The sequence below is a fragment of the Pedococcus dokdonensis genome (genome assembly GCF_900104525.1).
GTDB lineage: Bacteria > Actinomycetota > Actinomycetes > Actinomycetales > Dermatophilaceae > Pedococcus > Pedococcus dokdonensis.
Window position 1 is genome coordinate 922,471 of the sequence record NZ_LT629711.1, and the last position, 21,996, is coordinate 944,466.

A 21,996-nucleotide genomic window follows, 5' to 3' on the forward strand; every position below is an offset into this window, starting at 1 on the left:
TTCGACAGACCCTAGACAAACGTGGGGCACGGCCATGCCGGGAGTTGGTGGTGACGACCCCTTCCAGGCCTTTCGGCACCTTGCCGACCCCCTGCGACGTACCGTGCGAGCGTGGACGAGGGGGCGGACGAGAAGGTCATGCGGCTGCGGTATGCCGGCACGTGCCGTCGGTGCGGAGCCCACCTCCCACCGGGGGCCAGGGCTGTGTACGAGAGACGAACCACCTCGGTGCGCTGCCTCTCGCACCTGGACGACGAGGTCGAGTCCGTCGCACCGCCCCGCGCTGCGCCCGAGCCGCAGCCCGAGCCCGACCCCGACCCCGACCCCGAGCCCGAGCCTCAGTTCGAAACGCGGTCGGAGTCGCTGGCCGTCGAGTCGGGAACGGCCGGAGCGTCGGCCCGTCGCGAGTACGAGCGACGCCGGGCCAAGGCTGAGGCGCGCGTCCGGTCGGAGCATCCTCGCTTGGCGGGACTGATCCTCGCGCTGGGGGACGAGCGGCAGTCCACGAAGGCGTGGGACACGGGCGCGGTGGGGGAGGAGCGGCTGGGGCGAGGACTGGACAGGCTGGGCTCTGACACCGTGAACCTCCTGCACGATCGCCGGATCCCCGGGTCGACGGCGAACATCGACCACCTCGCCGTCACGGCCAGTGGCATCTGGGTCGTCGACGCCAAGAAGTACAAGGGGCGTCCGCAGCTCAAGGTTGAGGGCGGCATCCTGCGGCCGCGCGTGGAGAGGCTCCTGGTCGGTCGACGTGACTGCACCAAGCTGGTCGATGGCGTGCTGAAACAGGTCCAGGTGGTCCGCGGCGTGGTCGGCGACGAGGTGCCGGTTCGCGGAGTGCTCTGCTTCGTCGAAGCCGATTGGCCGCTCATCGGCGGCAGCTTCACCACCCGAGATGTCCAGGTCGTCTGGCCCAAGAAGCTCTACCCGCAGCTCCAAGCCTCCGGCGCGCTGACACCGGAGTCGGTCGCGGACCTGCACCGTCAGCTGGCGCGGGCACTACCGCGGGCCTGAGCGTCGTGCCTTCAGGTCACCAAGCACAGGTCAGGACGACAGTTGTGGACACCCGCGCTTCGGCGCGGACAGCCACCGGATCAGCCGCGGCGACGCTCACCGTGAACGCGACGTGGGCTACACCCTTGTCGTCGGCGAACGCGGTGACGACCGCCAAGGGCTTGCTCCGGCTGGATGCCTCGGCAGTGACCTGCGCGCCCGCGGGAAGGCCTCGCAGCTCGGCGGCCAACAGCGCCGTGTTCGTCCCTGTCACCGTGCGCAGGGCCTGCGTAGGACAGGTCGGTCCAGAGCCCTTCGGCGACGTCGTGCTGGTGATGCCAACGCCGTTGCTCTTGGCGAAGATCCACGCCGATTGGTGCAGGCAGACAAGCCACACGAGCACACCGCAGACCAGGCCCGCGGCAACGGGGACTGCCCAGGAACTCGTCGGTCGGAGCTCTCGGAAGAGCACCCATCCGACCCAAGCGCACACCACTGCGATCGCGACGGCGCCGAAGCCGGCACCCCATACCGAGACGCCGATAGCCAGCAGGCTGACCAACGCAGAAGGCCAGATCCAGACCGAGCGCCGGAAGTCGCTTTGCGGAAGCTCGGGGTGGCTGTCCTGATCCGGCTGAGTCAATGCGGGGGGAGGCGGCGTCCCCGTGCTCGCCGCCGAAGGGGGAGTCTGCCCCGCCGCCATGGCATTCATGGTCGCGCTCAGACCCTTCTCTAGAGGCTCAACACGCCGTACCGTGATTCGAGACAACGGGTGGGGACTACAGGATCGGGCGACGACTCAAGTGGAGGGGCCCATGGGTGGGGACCAGCCAAGGCATGGCATGCCTGGTCTTGACGCCGCGCTGGCCACCAGCGCCGCCCGGCATCTTCCTGCCGCGAGCAACGGGACCTGGTTCTGCGGAGACTGTGGACAGAGCTTCGTCGAGCACTTCGACGACGCCTCGGCCTGCGTAGACGGCCACTTCACCCCGCGCGAGTGGTTCTCGCACGTGAGCCAGGCCGCTGAGGACTCGGCCGCGAACCGGGATGCCTGACATCCCCAGCGACCCCACCCTCGGCACGACGTCGACGATCGGGAAGTACTTCGGCGTCGTCTCCACCATCCCGTCGCTGATCGCGGCGGCCTGGCTCTATCTGCTCGCGGTCCTCCAGCCGTGGACGGACGTCATCGACCTGGGCAGGTTGAAGGATGTGAACCCGGTCAAGCAGCCCAGCCACGCTGTCGCACTGATCGCGTTCGCACTGGTGCTTGCTGTGGTCACCCACCCCATCCAATTCGTCCTCATCCAGCTGCTGGAGGGGTATTGGGGCCTGTCACGTCCGGGGATAGCGCTCGCGCATCGGCGTGCGGCCGTGCACGCAAGACGCCGAGCGGCGGCGAACGCCATGCACAAGGCCTACAACCCCGTGGCATCGGCAACGGCATCGTCCGGCCTCCCGCCGCCACCCCCGCCCAGCGCGCCCACCTCCGGTGAGCCCAGCGGTCCTTCCGCACCGCCTGACCCCGCGGAGACTCTTCGCCACATGCTCATCACGTCGGCGAGCGGCGCGGTCGTGGCGTCGTATCCGAGGAACCCGGCCACTGTCCTGCCGACCCGGCTGGGAAACGTCCTCCGCGCGTACGAGTCGCGTGGCGGGGTGGCTGTCGGACTTCCGCTACTGAACTGGACCACGTACATCGGACTGGTGGCCGAACCGTCGCACACTGCGTATGTCCAGGATCAACGCCAAGAGCTTGACCTCGCCGTGCGGATGACCGGGGTGGGGGCATTCTGCGCGGGCGTGACCGCCCTTGCCCTGTGGCCGCACGGCGCCTGGGTGCTTCTGTCGTTCGTCCCGTACGCGGCCACGTGGATCTCCTACCGGGGCGCTCTTTCCGCGGCCCATGCCTACGGTCAAGCCTGCGAAGCGTGGTTGTACCTCAACCGGTTCAAGCTCTACGAGCAGTTGCATCTCAACCTCCCGACGACGAGTCGCGAGGAACGAGCCATCGGGAAGCGGCTCGCAGAGATGGTTGCGGCAAACCCATTCTTCGAGCAGGAGTACGCCCACGCGTCGGATGGTTCCGCGGCTCAGACCCCGTAGCCTCGATCCATGCCCGAGGAGACGCGCCCGACGTACGTTCTCGTCGATGGGGAGAACATCGACGCCACCTTGGGCTCGATGTTGGGGCGGCGTCCCCGCCCGGAGGAACGTCCCCGTTGGGAACGCCTTCTCGAGTTCGTGCGTGAGCGGTGGGGACAGCCGGCGAATGGTCTCTTCTACCTCGCCGCGAATGGCGAGCTTCCGATGGCCTTCGTGCAAGCCCTGCTCGCGATGGGTTACCGCCCGATTGCGCTTTCTGGGAACAGCGCTGTGAAAGTCGTGGATGTCGCGATCCAGAGGACCCTGGTTGAACTTCGCCGTCGCGATGCGGACGTGCTCCTGGTCAGCAATGACGGGGACTTCGTCGAGCAGGTCCAGGGCCTGCTCGAGGGTCGCAGGGTTGGCATCGCAGGCTTCGTCGAGTTCCGCAATCTCGCCTTTTCGGCACTGCGCGACCAGGGTTTGGAAACCTTTGATCTCGAATACGACATGCGGGCCTTCACCGAGAGACTGCCCCGCGTCCGCATCATCCCCATCGATGAATTCGATCCGACCCAGTTCCTCTAGGGGCGCAGGAGGCCGGTCCATGCCTGTCCAGGAGGCACCCGAACACCAATTGCCCGGCGCCATCGACTGTGGGGGAGGTGGGCCGCGCCCTGTCGCGGCGAAAACATCGCGTGGAGCGAGGTCTCTCGTGACGGGTGTCAGGGGCGTTGAGCCATCGCAGGCATAGGGTCCGAAGGGTGAGCGACTCCCTCAGCGCGACCACCATCACCCTGACCGGCGCGGACGGTGCGGACCTCGAGGCCTACCTCGCCCGTCCCGACGGCGAGCACACACGGGGTGGGGTGGTGGTCATCCACCACATGCCCGGCTATGACCGCGCGACCAAGGAGATGGTGCGCCGGTTCGCCGAACTGGGTTACGACGCGATCTGCCCGAACCTCTACAGCCGTGAGGCGCCCGGCGCCGAGCCGTCCGACGCCGCCGCGACGGTCAGGGCGCGAGGCGGCGTCCCTGACGACCGCCTGGTCTCCGACGTGGGCGCGGCCGCGGCATACCTGCGTGCGCTCAACACCAGCAACGGCTCGGTGGGCGTGATCGGCCACTGTTCGGGCGGCCGGCAGGCCGTCCTGGCCGCCTGCCACCTCGACCTCGACGCGGCGGTCGACTGCTACGGGGCCTTCGTCACGGGGGAGCCGCCCGCCAACTACCCCCTCAAGGTCACCAACCTCGTCGACCAGCTGCCCGACCTGGCTGCACCCCTCCTCGGACTCTTCGGCAAGGAGGACAAGACGCCCAGCCCCGAGCACGTCGAGGCGCTCGACGACCTGTTGACACGGCACGACAAGCCGCACGAGTTCCACTCCTACGACGACGCCGGCCACGGGTTCTTCGCGGTCGACCGGCCCGGCTACCGCGTGGCCGCCGCCAACGACGGCTGGGAGCGGATCGCCACGTTCTTCGACACCCACCTCAGCGGACTGGAGGAATGACATGTGCACCTACGCGACCGTGACGGAGCAGGTCGACGGCAGCGCCAAGGGACCCGGTGGCCAGTGGTTCCACGTCACCGACGCGACCGTCTACTACGACCACCCCGTGCACGCGATGGCCGAGCACACCCTCAACGTCGACCTCGCCGACCCGAGCAGGGGACCGGGCGCCCGGGTCGCGGTCGAGCTCACCCGTGAGTCGGCCACCCGCCTCGTGCAGGCGATCGAGGAAGCCCTCGCGTCCGCCCCGGAGGGGATGTGAAGGTGGCCGAGGTGACCGCGATCTCGGTCTACCCGGTCAAGGGCGAGCCCGGCCGCGTGCTCCACGAGGCTGCGGTCGACACCGAGGGTCTCACCGGCGACCGTCGCAAGAAGGCCGCGGTGCACGTCGTCGCCGAGGCGGACGACGCACCCCACCTGCGCGCGAACCTCGTCGTCTCGCTCACCCCCGTCGAGCTGGCCGCCGCCATCGGCGGCACCGTGCTGGCCGGGGGAGTCGAGCTCGAGGTCACGGGCACCGCCAACAACTGCCCGGGTGTGTATGCCGCGGTGCGCCGCCCGGGGACCGTGCGCCTCGGCGACCCGGTCACCACCGTCACTGCCGAACGGGACGGCGCGTCGGGAGGGCCGGGCGCGTGAGGTGTGGTGACGCTCACGCCCAATGGGCGGCAACCCGGGTGACGCCTGTCGGCAGCGCGGCATAAGGTCGGGGTCGTGCCTGAGTTCGTGGATGCAGGGGCGGGACGGATCACGAGCGTCCCCACCGACGCCCGCGCGCGCCATGACCTTGCGGTCCAGCGTCTCGCCGAGAGCTACGCGGCCATCCCGCAGCACGCGCCGGTGCGGTTGGCCAAGAAGACCTCCAACCTCTTCCGGGCCCGCGCCAGCACCGACCAGCCCGGGCTCGACGTCAGCCTGCTCGACCGGGTGATCTCGGTCGACCCGGAGGCGCGCACCGCCGACGTGCAGGGCATGTGCACCTACGAGCACCTCGTGGAGGCAACCCTCCCGCACGGGCTGGCGCCACTGGTCGTGCCCCAGCTCAAGACCATCACCCTCGGCGGGGCGGTGACCGGCCTCGGCATCGAGTCGACGTCGTTCCGCAGCGGCCTGCCCCACGAGTCGGTCCTGGAGATGGACATCCTCACCGGAGCCGGCGAGATCGTCACTGCCCGACCCGAGGGCGAGCACGCCGACCTCTTCCACGGCTTCCCCAACTCCTACGGCACCCTTGGTTATGCGACCAGGCTGCGGATCGCCCTCGAGCCGGTCGACGACTACGTCGCGCTGCGGCACGTGCGCTTCCACGACCTCGAGTCCCTGGTGGCCACGATGGGAGACATCTGCCAGACCGGACAGCACGAGGGGCAGGGTGTCGACTACCTCGACGGTGTCGTGTTCAGCGCCACCGAGTCCTACCTCACGCTCGGCACCAAGACCGCCCAACCCGGCCCGGTCAGCGACTACACCGGGCAAGACATCTACTACCGCTCGATCCAGCACGACTCCCCGCTGCCGAAGGTCGACCGGCTCACCACCCACGACTACCTCTGGCGCTGGGACACCGACTGGTTCTGGTGCAGCCGGGCGTTCGGCGCCCAGCGCCCGCGCGTCCGCCGTCTCTGGCCGCGTCGCTACCGTCGCAGCTCGTTCTACTGGAAGCTCATCGCGCTCGACCACCGTTTCGCCATCGCCGACCGGCTCGAGGCCCGCAAGGGTCTCCCGCCGCGGGAGCGGGTGGTCCAGGACATCGAGGTGCCGCTCGGCCGGACCGCCGAGTTCGTGCACTGGTTCCTGCGCGAGATCCCGATCGAGCCGATCTGGCTGTGCCCGGTGCGCAGCCGGGGCCAGTGGCCTCTCTACCCGCTGAAGCCGGGGGAGACCTACGTCAACGTCGGCTTCTGGTCCAGTGTCCCGAAGACTCCCGGCGAGCCCGACGGCGCGGCCAACCGCCTGATCGAGGAGCAGGTCACCGCCCTCGACGGCCACAAGTCCCTCTACTCCGACGCCTTCTACGACCAGGACCAGTTCTGGCGTCTCTACGGCGGCGACACCTACGCGGAGCTCAAGCGCCGCTACGACCCCCAGTCTCGACTGCTCGACCTCTACTCCAAGGCGGTGCAACGCAAGTGACGATGCTCAGGACCAACCGGACCGACGACCGCGGCTCGACCGACAAGCTGACCATGGCCGAGATCCTCGACGCCGTCTCGGCCGACGCCCTCAACCTCCGCTTCACCGCATTCGACGGCTCGTCGACCGGGCCCGCGGACGCGCCTTACGGCCTCGACCTCAAGACACCCCGCGGCGCCAGCTACCTCGCCACCGCCCCGGGCGACCTGGGTATGGCGCGGGCCTACGTCGCCGGTGACCTCGACCTGATGGGCGTCCACCCCGGTGACCCCTACCCGCTGCTCGACGCGATGGGTGAGGTCCACTTCCGGATGCCACCTGCGCGCACCGCCGCCGCCATCGCGCGCTCACTCGGCGTCGAGCTCCTGAAGCCGCCGCCGCCGCCGCCCCAGGAGGCGCTGCCCCGCTGGCGCCGGGTCGCGGAAGGCTTGCGGCACAGCAAGACCCGGGACGCCGAAGCGATCCACCACCACTACGACGTCTCCAACACGTTCTACGAGTACGTCCTCGGTCCGTCGATGACCTACACCTGCGCCTGCTACCCGACCGACGGCGCGACGCTCGAGGAGGCCCAGGAAAACAAGTACCGACTTGTCTTCGACAAGCTCCGCCTCAAGGCCGGTGACCGGCTGCTCGACATCGGCTGTGGCTGGGGAGGCATGGTCCGGTATGCCGCGCGGCAGGGCGTGCACGTCATCGGCGCCACCCTCTCGGCCGAGCAAGCGAGCTGGGCGCAGGAGGCGATCAAGCGCGAGGGTCTGCAGGACCTGGCCGAGGTGCGCCACAGCGACTACCGCGACATCCGCGAGACCGACTTCGACGCCATCTCGTCGATCGGCCTCACCGAGCACATCGGGGTCCGCAACTACCCCTCCTACTTCGGCTTCATCAAGGACCACCTGCGCACCGGTGGCCTGCTGCTCAACCACTGCATCACGCGCCCCGACAACAAGCGCACCTCGACAGGGGCGTTCATCGACCGCTACGTCTTCCCCGACGGCGAGCTGACCGGCAGCGGCACGATCATCGCGGCAGCCCAGGACGCTGGGCTCGAGGTCCGCCACGAGGAGAACCTGCGCGAGCACTACGCCAAGACCCTCGCGGGCTGGTGTGCCAACCTCGAAGCCAACTGGGATGCCTGCGTCGCCGAGGTCGGCGAGGCCACGGCTCGCGTCTGGGGCCTCTACATGGCCGGCTCGCGGCTCGGCTTCGACCGCAACATCGTGCAGCTGCACCAGGTGCTGGCGGTGAAGCTCGACGAGCGCGGCAAGGCCGACCTGCCGCTGCGGCCGTGGTGGACCGCTTAGTGGAGCAACGCCTTTCGCTGGTCACGCTCGGGGTCGCCGACCTCGAGCGGGCCGAGGCTTTCTACACAGCGCTGGGGTGGCGGCGCGGCACGGGCGACTGAGCCACCCGTCATACCCGCTCTCCTCTGCGACCTCTGGCCACGCATGGCGCACGCAGACCCGAGATCCCGGCCTGCGTGCCGCATGGGTGGCCAGAAGTCGAGCTCAGACCGGCGGGGTGAGCAGCTCGGTGCCGAGCCAGGCCTTCGGGATGCCGAACGCGTCCACCAGCTCCTGGGCATGCGGGCGCAGGGCGGCGCACAGGTCGTTGACCGCGGCGGTCACCTGCTTCGACCTGGCCGGGGTGATCCGGCCGTGCTCGAGGAACCAGCCCTTGTCGGCCTCGATGCTGCTCAGCGCGTAGAGGTCGCAGACTCGCGAGAGGGTCTGTGCCGCAGCAGGATCCGCGCACGCGTCGATCGCGGCCACGAACGACTCGAGGATCGTGCGGTCCACGTGGGCGCGGGCCGCCTCGATGACGTGGTCCTGCGCGTCGTTGAACACGGCGAAGGCATCCGCGTCCGGCTTGGCGGCCCTGCGCAGCCGCAGCGCCAGGGTCTCGACGAGGTGCTTCTCGCGGTCCTCGAAGAGGTCGAGCTGCCAGCCGCGGTCGGTCGGGCCCTTCTCGCTGTCGCGTCCGGGAGCCGAGTCGATCAGGCGCTGGATGAGGCCGCGCGCCGAGGTCCGCTCGATCACCGCCCCGGCGAACTGCCGTGCCCCGAACCGCACCATCCCCAGCGTGTCGAGGTCACCGAACGCGTCTCGGTAGTCGGTGAGCAGCCCCTTCGCCACGAGCTGCAGCAGCACCGTGTTGTCGCCCTCGAACGTGGTGAACACGTCGCTGTCGGCCTTGAGCTGGGGCAGCCGGTTGACGGCCAGGTAGCCGGCTCCACCACACGCTTCGCGGCACATCTGGATCGTCGCGGTCGCGTGCGCGGTCGCGACGGCCTTGGTGCCGGCCGCGCGGGCCTCGAGCTCGCGCTGCTGGTGCTCGTCGGCGGCGTCGCCGGCCGACTGCACGTCGTGCATGAGCGAGACCAGCTCGTTCTGGGCGAACTGCAACGCATACGACTTCGCTAGCGCGGGCAGCAGCTTGCGCTGGTGCACCCGGTAGTCGAGCAGGATCACCTCGTCGGTGCCACCGGGCGGCGCGAACTGGCGCCGGTGCCCGGCATACGTCACCGCGAGGGTGAGCGCCGTGCGAGTGGCCGCGCCCGCCCCGCCCGCCACGCTGATCCGCCCGCGCACCAAGGTCCCGAGCATGGTGAAGAAGCGGCGCGTCGGGTTGTCGATGGGGGAGGAGTAGGTGCCCTGCTCGTCGATGTCGCCGTAGCGGTTGAGCAGGTTGGTGCGCGGCACCCGCACGTGGTCGAAGGTCAGGCGGCCGTTGTCCACGCCCGGCAGCCCGGCCTTGGCGCCGCAGTCCCCGATCGTGACGCCGGGCATGGCGTTCCCGGCCTCGTCGCGGATCGGCACGAGCACGCAGTGCACGCCGTGGCTCTCGTCGCCGGTGACCAGCTGCGCGAAGACCGCGGCCATCCGTCCGTCGCGCGCCGCTCCGCCGATGTAGTCCTTGCGCGAGCGCAGGTCAGGAGTGTTGACGACGAGCTCGTCCGTGTCCGGGTCGTACGTCGCCGTCGTGCCGAGCGACTGCACGTCGGAGCCGTGCCCGGTCTCGGTCATCGCGAAGCAGCCCGGCAGGCTCGCGTCGATGATCGACGGCAGGTATGCGGTGTGGTGCCGCTCGGTGCCGAGGTTCGCCACCGCGCCACCGAACAGACCCCAGTGCACCCCGGCCTTGACCATCAGCGACAGGTCGGCATGGCCGAGCAGCTCGAACGCGGTGACCGAGCCGCCGAGGTCGCCATTGCCGCCGATCGCCTTCGGAAAGCCACGCTTGGCGTGACCCGTCGCAGCCAGCGCCTGCACCTGGTCGGCGATGCGGGCGCGGTAGGACTCGAGGTCGAGCGGCTCGGTCGGTGGGGCGAACCGCTCGGGGTCGAGGTCGGTGCGGGCCTCGTCCCGGATCGCGGCCCAGCGCCCGTCGAGGGTGTGCTGGAGTGCGGTGGCGAGGGTCGTCATGGGTCCTCCTGCGTCAGGGGGGTGGTCAGGGATGGTCGGGGGTGGTCGGGGAAGAACGGGGCGCGCCGTCAGGGCGTCTCGTCGGGCCAGGCAGCGGAGAGGCCGCCCCAGGCCAGGTCGGTCAGGTGCTCGGTCAGCTCGCCGCGGCTCATCGCGTCGGGATCGGCGAGCCACTGGTCGGCGGCCGCTCGGACCATGCCCACCAGACCGGCGCCCCATACCCGGGCGGGTGCGGGGTCGCGGCCCGCCCTGTCCAGCGCCTCGGTGATGACCAGCGCCATCTGGGCCGCGATGTGGCCGGTGACCGGTGCCGCCGGGTCGCCGGACGACTGGTCGAGCAGGGGAGCGGTGACGACGAACCGGTAGACCTCGGGGTCCTTCTCCACCAACGTGAGGTAGGCGTCGATGGCCCCGGCGATCAGGCCGCGCGGCGACGAGTCGGCGCTGGTCAGGTCGTTGCCGGCGGCACCGGTCGCGACGGCCAGGTTGCGCAGGATCAGGGCGTCGACGCTTTCGGACACCGCGGCATACAACCCCTGTCGGTCGGTGAAGTGCCGGTAGATCACGGTCTTCGAGGTGCCGGCCACGGCCGCGATGTCGTCCATCCCGACCCCGGCGCCGTGCTGGCGCACTGCACGCAGGGTGGCGTCGACCAGCTCGCGGCGGCGCGTCGCCCGGTGCTCGTCCCACCGGGTGCTGCGGCCGTCCGGGGCCGGGCCTGCGGACTGCGTGCTCGTGGTCACAACCCGGGACGGTAGCAGGTACTCGGCGTACCTGCTACTGTCCGTATCAGTTATCTGACCCACAGCCCGACCATTCCCAGGAGCGCCTCGTGGCCACGTCAAGCAAGTCCCCGCAGTCCTCGGGCGCGCCCCGCCGGGCCGCCGTCATCGGGGGCAACCGCATCCCCTTCGCGCGCCAGAACGGCGCGTACGCGAAGGCGTCCAACCAGGACATGCTGACCGCCGCCATCGAAGGGCTCGTGGCTCGGTACGGACTGGCGGGGGAGCAGGTCGGCGAGGTCGCGGCGGGCGCGGTCCTGAAGCACTCGCGCGACTTCAACCTGGCCCGCGAGTCGGTGCTGGGGTCCAGCCTGTCGGCCCGCACTCCGGCCTACGACATCCAGCAGGCGTGCGGCACCGGTCTCGAGGCCACCATCCTCGTCGGCAACAAGATCGCCCTCGGCCAGCTCGAGTCAGGCATCGCCGGCGGCAGCGACTCGGCCTCCGACGCCCCGATCGCGGTCAACGAAGGCTTGCGCGAGACCCTGCTCGCCCTCAACCGTGCCAAGACGCCCGGCCAGCGCGCCAGGGCCCTCGCTGGCCTGCGACCCGGCCAGCTCGTGCCCGAGATCCCGCGCAACGTCGAACCGCGCACCGGGCTGTCGATGGGCGAGCACATGGCCCAGACCGCCAAGCAGTGGGGAATCAGCCGCGAGGCCCAGGACGAGATCGCCGCGGCGTCCCACCACAACCTCGCGGCCGCCTACGAGCGCGGCTTCTTCGACGACCTGATGACGCCGTTCCTCGGCCAGACCCGCGACCAGAACCTGCGTGCCGACTCCACCGTCGAGAAGCTCGCCACGCTCAAGCCGGTCTTCGGCCGGGGCGAGGGCGCGACCATGACAGCCGGCAACTCCACCCCCCTCACCGACGGCGCCTCCGCGGTGCTGCTCGGCTCCGACGCCTGGGCCGAGGAGCACGGGCTGCCCGTGCTGGCACACCTCGTCGACGCCCAGACCGCGGCGGTCGACTACGTCACCGGTCACGAGGGTCTGCTCATGGCCCCCGCCTATGCGCTGCCCCACCTGCTGGAGCGCCAGGGCATGAAGCTCCAGGACTTCGACCTCGTCGAGATCCACGAGGCCTTCGCCGCGACCGTGCTGACCACCTTGGCCGCCTGGGAGAGTGAGGAGTTCTGCCGCGACCGGCTCGGTCTCGATGCCCCGATCGGAGCCCTCGACCGCAGCAAGCTCAACGTCAACGGCTCGTCGCTCGCGGCGGGTCACCCCTTCGCCGCGACCGGCGCCCGAATCGTTGCCTCACTGGCGAAGATGTTGCACGAGAAGGGGACCGGCTCCCGCGGACTCATCTCGATCTGCGCCGCCGGCGGCCAGGGCGTCATGGCGATCCTCGAGGCCGCCTGATGCCGGGCACCTACGCAGGCTTCGTCAACAGCCCGGTCGGCAAGCGCCTCGCGAAGCAGCTGGGGCTGCCCCGCCCCACCGCCCTGCGCCGGTATGCCGTGGGCGCACCGCTCATCGACGGCGCCGTCCTCGTCGGTGGACTCGGGTCGGCCCCGCTGGCCGCTCGGGTGGGCAAGCTGCTCGCGAGCGAGGGCATCGACACCCTCGACTCGCTGGCCGACGGCGACCGGGTCGCGGCTGTCGTGGCAGATCTCACCGAGGCCGCCGAGCCCCACGACCTCGACGCGCTGCGCGCCCTCGTGGCCCCGGCAATCAAAGGCCTGCGCCCCAGTGGCCGGGTGATCGTGATCGGCCGAGACCCGAGCAGTGCCAACGGTTTCGCACAGGCTGCGACCCGTCGCGCCCTCGAGGGCATCACCCGCTCGATCGGCAAGGAGCTGCGTGCTGGTGCCACCGCCAACCTCGTCCTCGTCGCTGATGGTGCCGAGGCGAACGCCGACGCGGCGGTGCGCTTCATGCTGTCCGGCCGCGCGGCATACGTCGATGGTCAAGTGGTGCGGGTCGGCGCAGGTGCTCCGTCCGAGCCCGCCGACTGGGCGAAGCCGCTGGCGGGCAAGGTCGCGGTCGTGACCGGCGCGGCCCGCGGGATCGGCGCGTCGATCGCCGACGTGCTGGCCCGCGACGGCGCCACGGTCGTGTGCGTCGACATCCCGGCAGCCGGTGACTCGTTGGCCCGCACCGCCAACCGCGTCGGCGGCACGGCGCTGCAGCTCGATGTCACCGCACCCGATGCGGGACGACAGATCCTCGACCATGCCAGCGCACGCCACGGCGGCCTCGACATCGTGGTGCACAACGCCGGCATCACCCGGGACAAGCTGCTCGCCAACATGGACGAGGCTCGGTGGGCGTCGGTGATCGACGTCAACCTGGGCTCGATCCTGAGGATGAACGAGGTGCTGCTCGCCGAGGGTGGTGTCCGCGACGGGGGGCACGTCGTGCTCGTCTCGTCGATCGCCGGGATCGCCGGCAACCGCGGTCAGACCAACTACGGGGCGTCGAAGGCCGGGGTGATCGGCCTGGTCGATGCGCTCTCCGCAGACCCGCAGCTCAGGACTCGTGGCATCACCGTCAACGCCGTGGCCCCCGGTTTCATCGAGACCGAGATGACGGCCAAGGTCCCGTTCGCGACGCGGGAGGTCGGGCGACTCCTCAACTCCCTCAACCAGGGCGGCCTGCCCGTCGACGTCGCCGAGACGATCGCCTGGTTCAGCCAGGACGCCAACGCGGGCGTGACCGGCAACGTCGTGCGGGTCTGCGGCCAGAGCCTGCTCGGAGCCTGACGTGCCGGTCCGCACCCTCACCGAGTCGCCCGCACTCGCACCGTTGTTCGCCAAGGCCGCCCTCACGCAGCGCGGCCGTCGGGGCGACCTGCCTGACGTGGCCCTGCACCGCGAGGGCGTCGTCATCGACCGCGACCGCCTGCTCGCCTACGAGCGGGTCTGTGGCTTCGGCGGCGGCGACGTGCTGCCCCACACCTACCCCCATGTGCTCGGCTTCCCCCTCCAGGTCGCCCTGATGGCCGACCGGTCGTTCCCGCTCCCGTTGCCCGGGCTCGTGCACCTCGAGAACACCATCACCGTGCACCGTCGACTCACCGCCGACGACCGGCTCGACCTCACCGTGCACGCCGAGCACCTCCGGCCCCACCCGAAAGGGCGCCTCGTCGACCTGGTCACCGAGGTCGTCGTCGACGGAGAGCGGGTCTGGCAGGGGCGCAGCACCTACTTGCGCCGCGGTCGCAGCGACCACGAGGCCGCGCGGGGCGCCCAGGCGCCGCCCTTGCCCGACCGGGCGCCCGCCGGCGTCGTCCGGGTGCCCGAGGGCCAGGGCCGCGCCTACGCCGCGGTGTCCGGTGACGTCAACCCGATCCACCTGCACGCGCTGACAGCCAAGGCGATGGGGTTCCCGAGGGCGATCGCCCACGGGATGTGGACCGCGGCCCGCACCCTGGCCGCGCTGGGTCCGCACACCGCGGATGCGGGGACCTCACACGTGTGGTTCGCCAAGCCGGTGCTGCTGCCCAGCACCGTGGAGCTGGTGGTCGACGACTCGGACGCTGTGACCGTCGCTGGTCTGCGGTCGGCGAAGGACCCCTCGACGACCCACCTCACCCTGACCCTCGAGCACTGACGCGCGGCACCCGCGCGGTCACAGGCGCTTGGCGTAGTAGCGGGCCAGCTCGGAGTCGGCGTAGTGCCCGAACCGTGCCGTCGGCTGGTAGCCGGCCGACTCGTAGAGCGCGATCGCCTCGGTCTGCACGCTGCCCGTCTCGAGGGCCAGCACCTCGACGTCGGCGTCGCGGGCGGAGTCCTCGAGAGCGGTGAGCAGCAAGCGGGCCAGACCGCGCCGCCGGAGGGTGGGGGACACGAACATCCGCTTCACCTCGGCACACCGCCCGCCGACCAGCTCGTCGAGCTCGGGCCGTCTGCGCCACCCGCCCATCGCCACGGGGGAGCCGTCCAGCAGCCCGAGCAGGAAGTGGCCCAGCGGGGGGTCGAACTCCGTGGGGTCGACGGGGGAGTCGTCGGGCCCGCCGTAGATCTGGACGTAGTAGGCCTGCACCTCGGTCACGAGTGCCTGGACCCGGGTGTCAGCGAACGCGACTCGCTCGACGGCCCAGTCACCGGCGGGGCCCGGCCGGCTGCCGGTGGTCGAAGCAGTCACGAGCCGAGCGCCGCCACGGCCTCGGCCACCGGCACCTTGCCGTCCACCAGGTCCACGGTCCGGCCGCGTCCGTGGCCCGTGACGAGCAGCTCGGCCAGCACGGCGGCCACGTCGCGACGGGTGACCGACCCAGGGTCGAGCTGCTCGCCGAGCTTGACCCGCCCGCTCGGCTCGTCGTCGGTGAGCCGACCGGGCCGCACCACCGTCCACTCGAGCCCCTGTCGTGCCCGGAGGTCGTCGTCGGCCGCCCCCTTGGCCCGCAGGTAGACCTGGAACACGTCGTCGCTGTCGGGGTCGGCGCCCTCGGTGCCCATTGCCGACACCATGACGTAGCGGGTCACCCCGGCCTGCTCGGCGGCATCGGCCAGCAGCGCCGCCGCGGCGCGGTCGACGCTCTCTTTGCGCTCGGCCCCACTCCCGGGGCCGGCGCCGGCGGCGAACACCACGGCGTCGGCACCGGCGACGGCTGCGGCCAGCTGGTCGACGGTCGCCTTCTCCAGGTCCACCACCTCCCCGCGGGCACCCAGCTTGGCGAGGTCGGCCAGGTGGTCGGGGTTGCGCACCAGACCCACTGGCTCGTGGCCGGCCTCCGAGAGCAGCCGCTCGAGGTGCTGCGCGATCTGGCCGTGCCCTCCGGCGATGACGACGATCATGCGCTCTGTCTACCACCAGCCCCCGATGCCTCGGAGGCTGAAGGACCGCTGACGCCCTTCGTACAGTGGGAGCCATGACGCCACAACCGCTGACCGCCGAGTTCCTGTTGCTCGCCCACAGTGACGAGGACGGCAAGGCGCTGATCGACAGCACCAAGCTGAAGGCCGCCGTGGCCGGGGCGGCGATCGTCGACCTCACCCTCGACGGTGCGCTGCGCCTCACCGAGCCGGGCGACCCGGAGTTCAAGCCCGGGCGACTGGTGCGCACCACCCGCCACGTCTCCGACCCACTGCTGGCCCAGGTGGTCGAGATGTCTCACGACCGCAAGCCGAAGGACGCGGTGGGTCGGATCGGCGGTGCGAGCGCCTGGCGGAACCGTGCGGGGGAGATCAAGGACGCCGTGATGGGTGACCTGGTCGCCCAAGGTGTGGTGGTCCGTCAGGAGGGCAAGGTGCTGGGGCTGTTTCCCACCACCTCGTGGCCGCTGGCCGACCCGGCCGTGCGGCAGGAGGTCCTCGAGCGGGTGCGGGCAACGGTGGTGGACGGTGCCGACCCCGATGAGCGGACCGGTGCGCTGGTGGCGCTGGTCTATTCCGTCGACCTGCTGCCCAAGCTCTTCCCTGAGCAGCGCAAGCGGGACATCCAGGCACGGGGCAAGGCGGTCGCCCACGGCGACTGGGGCTCCGAGGCCGTGCGCAGGGCCATCCAGGACGTGCAGACGGCGATCACCGCGGCGATCGTGGCCACGACCGTGGCGGCCAGCTCTGGCAGCGGCTGACCCGCACGCACAACTCGCGCGCGGACGCCACGAGGCGGCCGATAGCATCGGTATGCCGTCAGCGGACTTCCGCGCGCGGCATCCGCACGTCCCACCCACCGAACAGCAGGAGAAGCCACCGTGTCTGCCCAGATCACCGTCAACGTCGCTGGAGACGAGCGATCGGTGCCGGAGCAGACGACTGCCGCCGACCTGTTCGAGGGTGACCGCGCCGTCCTGGTCGCGCGAGTCAACGGTGAGCTGCGAGACCTCGCGCACGTCCTGACCGACGGCGACTCCGTCGAGCCGGTGACCGCGCAGGAGCAGGACGGCCTCGACGTGTTGCGGCACAGCGCGGCCCACGTGCTGGCGCAAGCGGTCCAGGAGGTCAACCCGAAGGCGAAGCTGGGCATCGGCCCACCGGTCCGCGACGGCTTCTACTACGACTTCGACGTCGCCGAGCCGTTCACCCCGGAGGACCTCAAGGCCCTCGAAAAGGTCATGCAGCGGATCGTCAACGAGGGCCAGACCTTCGTCCGTCGCGAGGTCAGCGACGAGGCTGCTGCCGTCGAGCTGGCCGACGAGCCCTTCAAGATCGAGCTGATCGGCCTCAAGGGCGGCGCGGCGGGGGATGCCGCCGAAGGTGCCGACGTCGAGGTGGGCGGCGCCCAGCTGACCATCTACGACAACCTGAAGCGCGACGGTTCGCGGGCCTGGGGCGACCTCTGCCGTGGCCCGCACGTGCCGTCGACCAAGGTGCTGGGCAACGCCTTCAAGCTGATGCGCAGCGGCGGCGCCTACTGGCGCGGCAGCGAGAAGAACCCGCAGCTCCAGCGGGTCTACGGCACCGCGTGGGCCAGCAAGGACGACCTGAAGGCCTACCTCGACCGGCTCGCCGAGGCCGAGAAGCGCGACCACCGCAAGCTGGGCGCCGAGCTCGACCTGTTCAGCTTCCCGGACGAGCTCGGCTCCGGGCTGGCGGTGTTCCACCCCAAGGGCGGGATCATCAAGCGCGAGATGGAGGACTACGTCCGCCGTCGGCACATCGAGGAGGGCTTCGAGTACGTCGGGACCCCGCACATCAGCAAGGACGGGCTGTTCCACACCTCGGGGCACCTGCCCTACTACGCGGACACCATGTTCCCGCCGATGGAGTTCGAGGGCACCGAGTACCGCCTCAAGGCGATGAACTGCCCGATGCACAACCTGATCTTCCGCTCGCGCGGCCGGTCCTACCGCGAGCTGCCCCTGCGGCTGTTCGAGTTCGGCTCGGTCTACCGGTTCGAGAAGTCCGGCGTCGTGCACGGCCTGACCCGCGTCCGGGGCATGACCCAGGACGACTCGCACTCCTACGTCACCGCCGAGCAGGCGCCGGCCGAGATCAAGCACCTGCTCGACTTCTGCCTCGGCCTGTTCCGCGACTTCGGCCTCGACGACTTCTACCTCGAGCTGTCGACCCGTGACACCGAGGGCGACAAGAAGGACAAGTTCATCGGTTCCGACGAGCAGTGGGAGGTTGCGACCTCGGTGCTCGAGCAGGTGGCCACCGAGTCCGGGCTCGAGCTGGTGCCCGACCCGGGTGGCGCGGCCTACTACGGCCCGAAGATCTCGGTCCAGGCCCGCGACGCGATCGGCCGCACCTGGCAGATGTCGACCATCCAGTACGACTTCAACCAGCCCGAGCGGTTCGGGCTCGAGTACCAGGCGTCGGACGGCACCCGCAAGCAGCCGGTGATGATCCACTCGGCCAAGTTCGGCTCGATCGAGCGCTTCATCGGCGTGCTGGTGGAGCACTACGCGGGGGCCTTCCCGGTCTGGCTGTCTCCGGTGCAGGTGCTCGGCGTCCCGGTCGCCGACGAGTACAACGACTACCTGTGGGACGTCCTGTCGCAGATGAAGGCGAAGGGGATCCGCGTCGAGCTCGACGAGAGCGACGACCGCTTCCCGAAGAAGATCCGCAACGCCTCCAAGGCCAAGGTGCCGTTCGTCCTCATCGCCGGCGACGAGGACCGGGCCAAGAACGCCGTGTCGTTCCGCTACCGCAATGGCGAGCAGAAGAACGGCGTGCCGATCGACGAGGCGATCGCCGAGGTCCTCGAGGCCGTCGCCTCCCGCGCTCAGGTCTGAGCCGCGGCCTCTGCAGCGCCCTCGTCGGGCCCGGTCGTCACCAGCAGGTGGGCCGGGCCCGTCGGCTGTCCGCTCACGGTCACCCGGACCGCCTCGCGGGCCCGGTCCACCTCGATCGCCCGACCGTCCAGCGTGGCCGACTCGATCCGGTGACCGCGCGGGAGCCGCAACCGCAGCCAGGTGTGAGCCGGAGCCGACTGCGGCAGGGTGACGGTCACCTCGAGGTGGCCATCGTCGATCAGCGAGCGCACGGCATACCCGACCGCGCCCCACCGGGTGGGCGCGGAGTCCTCGACCACCGTGACCGGACGGCCATCGGGCGCGGTGCCGTGTCCGGTGGTGGTCCAGGGGGCAGGACGGGGGTGGTCCGACACGGTCGTCGAGTATGTCGTGCCGCACGTGTCGCGTCGCCCCGGCACCGAGGGGCGGGATGCGCCCGTGGGCCAGCCTCATAGGATCGCCGCATGAGCGACGCGATGGAGCCCGACACGGACTTCGCGGGGGCGCGCGATGGTTTCGAGCGGCTGTGGACCCCGCACCGGATGGCCTACGTGACGGGGGAGCGGCCGAGCGACGACGCCGGCGACGGGTGCCCCTTCTGCGCGGCTCCGGGCAAGGACGACCGCGACGGCCTGGTCGTGCACCGGGGCGAGACGTGCTACGTCGTGATGAACCTGTTCCCCTACAACCCGGGGCACGTGCTGGTCTGCCCCTACCGCCACGTGTCGCTCTACGTCGACCTGACCGACGAGGAGACCGCCGAGTTCACCCGCCTGACCAAGCAGGTCATCGCGGCGATCGACGCCGCGTCCGGTCCACACGGCTACAACATCGGGATGAACCAGGGCGCCGTGGCCGGTGCGGGGGTGCAGGCGCACCTGCACCAGCATGTCGTCCCGCGGTGGGGCGGGGACGCCAACTTCCTGCCGGTCATCGGCCAGACGAAGGCGCTGCCGATGCTCCTCGAAGACGTGCGCGCACGGATCGTCGCAGCGTGGCCGGGTGGGGGAGCCGCTCCAGCGGCAGGAAGCTGAGCAGGCAGACCACCAGCGGCAGGAAGTGGATCTTGAGCAGCACGTAGGTGCTCAGGTGGAAGCCCGCCCAGAAGAGCAACGCGGCATACAAGGGCCTGCCCCTCAGCCACAGCAGGACCGGTGAACAGAACTCGGCGACCAGCACGACCCACTGCAGTGCGTGGGTGAGCGTCGGGTGCGACCCGACCCACGGGCCGATGCCGTTGGGGCGCCGGGTCAGCGCCCAGATCAGGGTGGCACCGTTGGCCCAGCCCCAGCCCCCGAACCGCATCTTGGCGCTGGCCGACAGCCAGTAGACCGACACCGCGCCGAGCTGCACCATCCGGATCGCCCAGCCAGCCGCCTGCGACCGCACGTCGACGTCGGCCAGCCGGGCTCGCCCGACGGTCGGCAGCACGAACAGGGCGACGATCAGCGCGAAGTGGTCGTGGTCGACCTTGGAGTACGCGAACGCGTTGCTGACCCAGTCGAGCATCCCCACCGCGCACACCCACCCGGCCAGCCGGGGGAGCCGACCGGTGACGGCAACGGCAGAGCTCACCAGGATGAGCCCGAGCAGCACCCGCACGTAGACGTGCGAGGGCGCCGGCAGGTGCAGCAGCGAGCGCACCTCGAGCCCGCGGTAGAGGCTCGGCGGCACGTCGCCGTGGGGGATCGGGTCGGTCACGATCCAGAGGAGGTCGAGCCAGACGAAGGCGTAGACGGCGATGCGCAGCCAGGCGACCCTGGCCAACGAGATCTCCGGTGCCAGGAACCGCTCCACCCGGTTCACCGAGCGCCCCCGGGGAGCCCGGAGGGCTTCGGGTGCACGGGATCACGCACCTGCCACCGGGCGAGCGTGTAGATCGTCGCCGCCCCGGTGCCGATCTGGGTGGAGGTGTTGCGCAGGTAGATCTCCGCGTACGCGGCCTCGTGGGGCAGTCGGCGGGAGTGCAGCACCGCGATGTCCTGCAACAGCTCCGGGTGGGCGATGATCCGCGGTGCCTGGCCCTCGATCTCGGCCCGCTCGATGCCGATCATCTCCTTCGACAGCGGCACGCGGACCACGTCGCCGTCGACGGTGAGGGCGTCCATCGTCAGTGAGTTGATGACGCCGTCGTTGCGCACCGAGAAGGCGTACTGCGACATCGGCGCGAACGGCCACCAGTCGTCGTTGCCCACCCAGGTGCCCAGGCAGACCGTGGTCACGACCGCCGCGCTGACCCCGAGCCGCCACAGCACGGCATACGGACCCCACGACCGGCTCGTCCCCCTCACGCGGGCATGCTCTCACGCGGCTGTCAGACTGGAGCCATGCACGCTGCCACGGACGGATCTTCCCCCCAGCGGGGACTGCTCATCTTCGACGGTGACTGCGGGTTCTGCACGACCAGCGCTCGGTTCGCGACACGCTGGGTCGACCGCCGCGACCGCTACGACATCGCACCCTGGCAGCAGGTCGACCTCGCGCGCTTCGGGCTCACCGAGGCCGACTGCATCGAAGCGGCCCAGTTCGTGCGTCGCGACGGCACCGTGGCGGCCGCCCAGTTCGCCATCGCCGAAGGGCTCAAGCACGGCGCCCCGCCGTGGCGGCCGCTCGGCCACCTCATCGCGCTGCCGGGCATCAGCTGGGTGGCCGGCAAGGTCTACACCTGGGTGGCCGACCACCGTTACGCCCTGCCCGGAGGCACCCCCGCCTGCGCGCCCACCCACCTGTCCGACGGCCCGGCGGCCGGGACCAAGGGCTCAGCCTCAGTAGGCTGACCCCACCATGCTCAACAAGTACGCACGCGCCCTCTTCACGAAGATCTTCACCCCCGTCGCCCGGCTCTTCCTCAAGCTGGGGATCAGCCCCGACGTGGTGACGATCGTCGGCACGCTCGGCGTGTGCGTGGGCGCGCTGGCGTTCTACCCCCGGCACGAGTTCTTCTGGGGCACCATCGTCATCACCGCATTCGTCTTCTCCGACACGGTGGACGGCGTCATGGCGCGGATGTCCCACCGGTCGGGCAAGTGGGGCGCCTACCTCGACTCCACGCTCGACCGGGTGGGTGACTCCGCGATCTTCGGCGGCCTCGTCCTCTGGTACGCCGGTGGCGGTGACGACTTCCTGATGGCCGGGCTCGCGCTGGCCTGCCTCATCCTCGGCAGCGTCGTGTCCTACGCCAAGGCCCGCGCCGAGGGGCTCGGGTTCACCGCGAACGTCGGCATCGCCGAGCGGGCCGACCGACTCGTCGCCACCCTGGTCACGACCGGGCTGGTCGGCCTCGGCCTGCCGGAGGTGGTCCTCACCATCGTGCTGGCCCTGCTCCTCATCGCCAGCTTCGTGACCGTGCTCCAGCGGATGCTGCTCGTGCGCCAGCAGGCGCTCGGCCAGGTCTCCTGAGCGCCGCCTCGTCATGACCGGCCCACG

Annotated in this window: 25 protein-coding genes; 17 read left to right on the forward strand and 8 right to left on the reverse strand. The window is 70.5% G+C overall.

Annotated features, from left to right (window positions below; translation table 11 throughout):
- Window positions 1–111 precede the first annotated feature (111 nt).
- Entirely contained in the window at window positions 112–1,017 is a 906-nt protein-coding gene (locus tag BLQ34_RS04490; RefSeq protein WP_331712525.1) for a nuclease-related domain-containing protein, read from the forward strand.
- A 16-nt stretch (window positions 1,018–1,033) separates the two neighbouring features.
- Here the strand turns inward: BLQ34_RS04490 and BLQ34_RS04495 are convergent, their stop codons facing one another.
- A complete protein-coding gene (locus tag BLQ34_RS04495; RefSeq protein ID WP_157692899.1) occupies window positions 1,034–1,699 on the reverse strand; it encodes a hypothetical protein in 666 nt (221 codons plus the stop codon).
- 139 nt (window positions 1,700–1,838) lie between these two features.
- Between BLQ34_RS04495 and BLQ34_RS04500 the strand changes: the two genes are divergently transcribed.
- The 8 genes from BLQ34_RS04500 (at window position 1,839) to BLQ34_RS04535 (ending at window position 8,038) form a co-directional block, all read left to right on the forward strand.
- A complete protein-coding gene (locus tag BLQ34_RS04500) occupies window positions 1,839–2,051 on the forward strand; it encodes a hypothetical protein (RefSeq protein ID WP_157692900.1) in 213 nt (70 codons plus the stop codon).
- Window positions 2,044–3,102 (forward strand): hypothetical protein, encoded by a 1,059-nt coding sequence (locus tag BLQ34_RS04505; RefSeq protein WP_091782063.1) that lies wholly within the window; start codon window positions 2,044–2,046, stop codon window positions 3,100–3,102. The genes BLQ34_RS04500 and BLQ34_RS04505 overlap by 8 nt, the downstream gene beginning before the upstream one ends.
- A gap of 9 nt (window positions 3,103–3,111) precedes the next feature.
- Complete coding sequence (locus BLQ34_RS04510) at window positions 3,112–3,669, forward strand: NYN domain-containing protein (protein ID WP_091782066.1); 558 nt, start codon at window positions 3,112–3,114, stop codon at window positions 3,667–3,669.
- Between the two features lie 176 nt (window positions 3,670–3,845).
- The gene (locus BLQ34_RS04515; RefSeq protein WP_091782068.1) at window positions 3,846–4,598 is read left to right on the forward strand and encodes a dienelactone hydrolase family protein; all 753 of its coding nucleotides are present in this window, start codon (window positions 3,846–3,848) and stop codon (window positions 4,596–4,598) included.
- A gap of 1 nt (window position 4,599) precedes the next feature.
- Window positions 4,600–4,860 carry a DUF6295 family protein gene (locus BLQ34_RS04520; protein WP_091782071.1) on the forward strand — a complete coding sequence of 87 codons (261 nt, stop codon included), beginning with the start codon at window positions 4,600–4,602 and terminating at the stop codon, window positions 4,858–4,860.
- Between the two features lie 2 nt (window positions 4,861–4,862).
- A complete protein-coding gene (locus BLQ34_RS04525; protein WP_197674773.1) occupies window positions 4,863–5,237 on the forward strand; it encodes a hypothetical protein in 375 nt (124 codons plus the stop codon).
- Between the two features lie 75 nt (window positions 5,238–5,312).
- Window positions 5,313–6,731 (forward strand): FAD-binding oxidoreductase, encoded by a 1,419-nt coding sequence (locus BLQ34_RS04530; protein WP_231961443.1) that lies wholly within the window; start codon window positions 5,313–5,315, stop codon window positions 6,729–6,731.
- Between the two features lie 2 nt (window positions 6,732–6,733).
- A complete protein-coding gene (locus BLQ34_RS04535) occupies window positions 6,734–8,038 on the forward strand; it encodes an SAM-dependent methyltransferase (protein ID WP_091782077.1) in 1,305 nt (434 codons plus the stop codon).
- Window positions 8,039–8,242: 204 nt separating this feature from the next.
- Here the strand turns inward: BLQ34_RS04535 and BLQ34_RS04540 are convergent, their stop codons facing one another.
- Both BLQ34_RS04540 and BLQ34_RS04545 read right to left on the reverse strand, forming a co-directional pair.
- Entirely contained in the window at window positions 8,243–10,159 is a 1,917-nt protein-coding gene (locus BLQ34_RS04540; RefSeq protein WP_091782080.1) for an acyl-CoA dehydrogenase family protein, read from the reverse strand.
- A 68-nt stretch (window positions 10,160–10,227) separates the two neighbouring features.
- A complete protein-coding gene (locus tag BLQ34_RS04545; protein ID WP_091782083.1) occupies window positions 10,228–10,902 on the reverse strand; it encodes a TetR family transcriptional regulator in 675 nt (224 codons plus the stop codon).
- An 89-nt stretch (window positions 10,903–10,991) separates the two neighbouring features.
- Here BLQ34_RS04545 and BLQ34_RS04550 point away from each other — a divergent pair, with 89 nt between their 5' ends.
- Genes BLQ34_RS04550 through BLQ34_RS04560 form a run of 3 tightly spaced genes read left to right on the forward strand, consistent with a single transcriptional unit; the run spans window position 10,992 to window position 14,498 of the window.
- A complete protein-coding gene (locus BLQ34_RS04550; RefSeq protein ID WP_091782086.1) occupies window positions 10,992–12,305 on the forward strand; it encodes an acetyl-CoA C-acetyltransferase in 1,314 nt (437 codons plus the stop codon).
- The gene (locus tag BLQ34_RS04555; protein ID WP_091782089.1) at window positions 12,305–13,648 is read left to right on the forward strand and encodes a 3-oxoacyl-ACP reductase; all 1,344 of its coding nucleotides are present in this window, start codon (window positions 12,305–12,307) and stop codon (window positions 13,646–13,648) included. Before BLQ34_RS04550 ends, BLQ34_RS04555 begins: the two co-directional genes overlap by 1 nt.
- A gap of 1 nt (window position 13,649) precedes the next feature.
- Window positions 13,650–14,498, forward strand: coding sequence for a MaoC/PaaZ C-terminal domain-containing protein (locus BLQ34_RS04560; RefSeq protein ID WP_091782092.1), 849 nt, complete (start codon window positions 13,650–13,652; stop codon window positions 14,496–14,498).
- A gap of 18 nt (window positions 14,499–14,516) precedes the next feature.
- Here the strand turns inward: BLQ34_RS04560 and BLQ34_RS04565 are convergent, their stop codons facing one another.
- Both BLQ34_RS04565 and BLQ34_RS04570 read right to left on the reverse strand, forming a co-directional pair.
- Window positions 14,517–15,032: a GNAT family N-acetyltransferase gene (locus tag BLQ34_RS04565; RefSeq protein ID WP_091782095.1), complete on the reverse strand. Its 516-nt coding sequence runs from the start codon at window positions 15,030–15,032 to the stop codon at window positions 14,517–14,519.
- Window positions 15,029–15,685, reverse strand: coding sequence for an NAD(P)H-binding protein (locus BLQ34_RS04570; RefSeq protein ID WP_091782098.1), 657 nt, complete (start codon window positions 15,683–15,685; stop codon window positions 15,029–15,031). The genes BLQ34_RS04565 and BLQ34_RS04570 overlap by 4 nt, the downstream gene beginning before the upstream one ends.
- Before the next feature lie 74 nt (window positions 15,686–15,759).
- Here BLQ34_RS04570 and BLQ34_RS04575 point away from each other — a divergent pair, with 74 nt between their 5' ends.
- A complete protein-coding gene (locus BLQ34_RS04575) occupies window positions 15,760–16,464 on the forward strand; it encodes a GOLPH3/VPS74 family protein (protein ID WP_091782101.1) in 705 nt (234 codons plus the stop codon).
- Window positions 16,465–16,584: 120 nt separating this feature from the next.
- Window positions 16,585–18,570, forward strand: a complete 1,986-nt coding sequence (gene thrS, locus BLQ34_RS04580; RefSeq protein ID WP_091782103.1) for a threonine--tRNA ligase — start codon at window positions 16,585–16,587, stop codon at window positions 18,568–18,570.
- Here thrS and BLQ34_RS04585 read toward each other — a convergent pair.
- On the reverse strand, window positions 18,561–18,944 hold the full coding sequence (locus BLQ34_RS04585; RefSeq protein WP_091782106.1) for a hypothetical protein: 384 nt from the start codon (window positions 18,942–18,944) through the stop codon (window positions 18,561–18,563). The genes thrS and BLQ34_RS04585 overlap by 10 nt on opposite strands.
- A 90-nt stretch (window positions 18,945–19,034) precedes the next feature.
- Between BLQ34_RS04585 and BLQ34_RS04590 the strand changes: the two genes are divergently transcribed.
- Entirely contained in the window at window positions 19,035–19,604 is a 570-nt protein-coding gene (locus tag BLQ34_RS04590) for an HIT family protein (RefSeq protein ID WP_091782109.1), read from the forward strand.
- Here BLQ34_RS04590 and BLQ34_RS04595 read toward each other — a convergent pair.
- Together BLQ34_RS04595 and BLQ34_RS04600 are read right to left on the reverse strand one after the other, a co-directional pair.
- A complete protein-coding gene (locus tag BLQ34_RS04595) occupies window positions 19,501–20,376 on the reverse strand; it encodes a hypothetical protein (RefSeq protein ID WP_197674774.1) in 876 nt (291 codons plus the stop codon). The genes BLQ34_RS04590 and BLQ34_RS04595 overlap by 104 nt on opposite strands.
- On the reverse strand, window positions 20,373–20,861 hold the full coding sequence (locus tag BLQ34_RS04600; protein WP_157692901.1) for a hypothetical protein: 489 nt from the start codon (window positions 20,859–20,861) through the stop codon (window positions 20,373–20,375). The genes BLQ34_RS04595 and BLQ34_RS04600 overlap by 4 nt, the downstream gene beginning before the upstream one ends.
- A 36-nt stretch (window positions 20,862–20,897) precedes the next feature.
- Here BLQ34_RS04600 and BLQ34_RS04605 point away from each other — a divergent pair, with 36 nt between their 5' ends.
- A complete protein-coding gene (locus BLQ34_RS04605) occupies window positions 20,898–21,347 on the forward strand; it encodes a thiol-disulfide oxidoreductase DCC family protein (protein ID WP_091782115.1) in 450 nt (149 codons plus the stop codon).
- 7 nt (window positions 21,348–21,354) lie between these two features.
- Complete coding sequence (pgsA, locus tag BLQ34_RS04610; protein WP_091782118.1) at window positions 21,355–21,969, forward strand: phosphatidylinositol phosphate synthase; 615 nt, start codon at window positions 21,355–21,357, stop codon at window positions 21,967–21,969.
- Window positions 21,970–21,996: the final 27 nt, after the last annotated feature.

Excerpts from the sequence above, each read along its gene's own strand:
- BLQ34_RS04590 (WP_091782109.1), top strand. The coding sequence starts at position 19,035 with ATGAGCGACGCGATGGAGCCCGACACGGACTTCGCGGGGGCGCGCGAT.
- BLQ34_RS04520 (WP_091782071.1), top strand. The coding sequence starts at position 4,600 with ATGTGCACCTACGCGACCGTGACGGAGCAGGTCGACGGCAGCGCCAAG.
- BLQ34_RS04510 (WP_091782066.1), top strand. The coding sequence starts at position 3,112 with ATGCCCGAGGAGACGCGCCCGACGTACGTTCTCGTCGATGGGGAGAAC.
- BLQ34_RS04500 (WP_157692900.1), top strand. The coding sequence starts at position 1,839 with ATGCCTGGTCTTGACGCCGCGCTGGCCACCAGCGCCGCCCGGCATCTT.
- BLQ34_RS04575 (WP_091782101.1), top strand. The coding sequence starts at position 15,760 with ATGACGCCACAACCGCTGACCGCCGAGTTCCTGTTGCTCGCCCACAGT.
- BLQ34_RS04540 (WP_091782080.1), bottom strand. The coding sequence starts at position 10,159 with ATGACGACCCTCGCCACCGCACTCCAGCACACCCTCGACGGGCGCTGG.
- pgsA (WP_091782118.1), top strand. The coding sequence starts at position 21,355 with ATGCTCAACAAGTACGCACGCGCCCTCTTCACGAAGATCTTCACCCCC.
- BLQ34_RS04570 (WP_091782098.1), bottom strand. The coding sequence starts at position 15,685 with ATGATCGTCGTCATCGCCGGAGGGCACGGCCAGATCGCGCAGCACCTC.
- BLQ34_RS04505 (WP_091782063.1), top strand. The coding sequence starts at position 2,044 with ATGCCTGACATCCCCAGCGACCCCACCCTCGGCACGACGTCGACGATC.
- BLQ34_RS04495 (WP_157692899.1), bottom strand. The coding sequence starts at position 1,699 with ATGGCGGCGGGGCAGACTCCCCCTTCGGCGGCGAGCACGGGGACGCCG.
- BLQ34_RS04555 (WP_091782089.1), top strand. The coding sequence starts at position 12,305 with ATGCCGGGCACCTACGCAGGCTTCGTCAACAGCCCGGTCGGCAAGCGC.
- BLQ34_RS04605 (WP_091782115.1), top strand. The coding sequence starts at position 20,898 with ATGCACGCTGCCACGGACGGATCTTCCCCCCAGCGGGGACTGCTCATC.
- BLQ34_RS04535 (WP_091782077.1), top strand. The coding sequence starts at position 6,734 with ATGCTCAGGACCAACCGGACCGACGACCGCGGCTCGACCGACAAGCTG.